This is a genomic window from Streptomyces actuosus, from assembly GCF_016921115.1.
Taxonomy (GTDB): Bacteria; Actinomycetota; Actinomycetes; order Streptomycetales; family Streptomycetaceae; genus Streptomyces; species Streptomyces actuosus_A.
The window spans coordinates 1-1,535 of the sequence record NZ_JAFFZS010000095.1 but is presented as its reverse complement, the minus strand read 5'-3'; the positions used below and the strand labels follow the sequence as shown (position 1 = coordinate 1,535).

General features: G+C 28.0%; 1 protein-coding gene and 1 rRNA gene. Both read right to left on the bottom strand.

Annotated features, from left to right (window positions below; translation table 11 throughout):
- Nucleotides 1-406: 406 nt before the first annotated feature.
- Nucleotides 407-913, bottom strand: a complete 507-nt coding sequence (locus JS756_RS38885) for an NADH-quinone oxidoreductase subunit J (RefSeq protein ID WP_205387415.1) — start codon at nucleotides 911-913, stop codon at nucleotides 407-409.
- A 77-nt stretch (nucleotides 914-990) separates the two neighbouring features.
- Nucleotides 991-1,535, bottom strand: a 16S ribosomal RNA gene (locus JS756_RS38880); the annotation flags it as partial.

The window sequence follows — 1,535 nt, the reverse complement described above, 5'->3', positions numbered from 1 at the left end:
AATAAGTACCTTCTGAAATAATATCTCTAAATCATAAACCCATTACGTAAGCTACGTTTATTACAGCTACAGGTACTAAGTTCTCAAAACCTTGGAAACCATGCATAAAACAAACTGTTGATGTTGTTAATATAAATAATGATATACTTGTATACAATGGTCAAGGAGATGGAGATACTAAATGGAATGGGTGATTTTGAAAATTACTTTTTGATTGATACACCTTAGTAATCTCTTACTATTTAAGTTTCCATTAATTATTTTATTTCTGTTTTATTGTAATAACAATTGCACCTACCATTCCTAATAATAGGATTACTGAACTTACTATTAATCAGATAGAATAACTAGTATACATAATATTTCCTATTCCTGTAATATGAGTAAATTCTACTAATGAACTATCTCAACCTTTACCGCTAGCATAAGCTATTTGTTGTTTTAAATCTACTATATTAAAAAACTCATTCTCTAATTGAACATTATATATTTCAGAAAATGAATTTGATAAGTAAGAAACTATAGTATTATCTGTTAAATTAGATGGTAATACTTGACCTACTACATAATAGAAAAGTAAAACTGTTAATACAGCTAAAGGTATATCATTATTAGTTTCACTTAATAACTCTGAAATTCTTATATTAATTAACATTAATATGAAAAGAAATAAAATTGATACTGCACCTACATATACTAGAATATATGATAATCCTAGATAATTGTATCCCACTAATATTAATAAACAAGCTATATTAATAAATAAACCTATTAAAAATAATACTGATACTATAGGATTTCTACTTACTATAGTAAATACACCTAATAATATAGAAACTAAATATATAATATCTACAAATTCTATTCTGAATCCATTAGTTATATAATCATTTAATAAATAAATATTATTCATATAAAAATTATTTAATCTGTCATTATTTTATACAAATATAAAATATCTAGATAGCATATAATTTAGTGTTGCCTAGGAAGGAAAGGAATCGAACCTTCGATGACATATAGTCATTGATTCACCGTGACGTTGGTGATTCACGATTACTAGTAATTCCTTATTCATGCAGTCGAGTTACAGACTACAATCCATATTATATCCAATTTTGGGGATTAGCTCCATTTCGCAATTTCGCATCCCTTTGTAAAGGCGTATGTGGCACGTCTATTGCCCACAGTATTTAGGCCATGATGACTTGTCTTAATCCCTATTACCAAACCAATATATTGGTGAACAACTTTATGTATTGTATACACATCCTACTTTACCCACCCCTTTAGGGAGCAGATAAAATACCCCCCTCTTTAGGAGAGGAGGATTATACATATATTTAGACGTATATAAAAATATATGTATTATATCAAAATGCTTCTACTTTCTAAAATAAAGTAAGGGTTTCCGTTAATTTTAGGAGCTAACCAAATCTCACGACATTAACTATAGACAGCCGTGCAGCGCTTGTAACAATAAATGTTATTCAAACTGTGGTAAGGTTATTCGCGGATTATCGAATTAAATATCA

Coding starts and splice junctions, on each gene's coding strand:
- JS756_RS38885 (WP_205387415.1), bottom strand. CDS start 913: ATGAATAATATTTATTTATTAAATGATTATATAACTAATGGATTCAGA.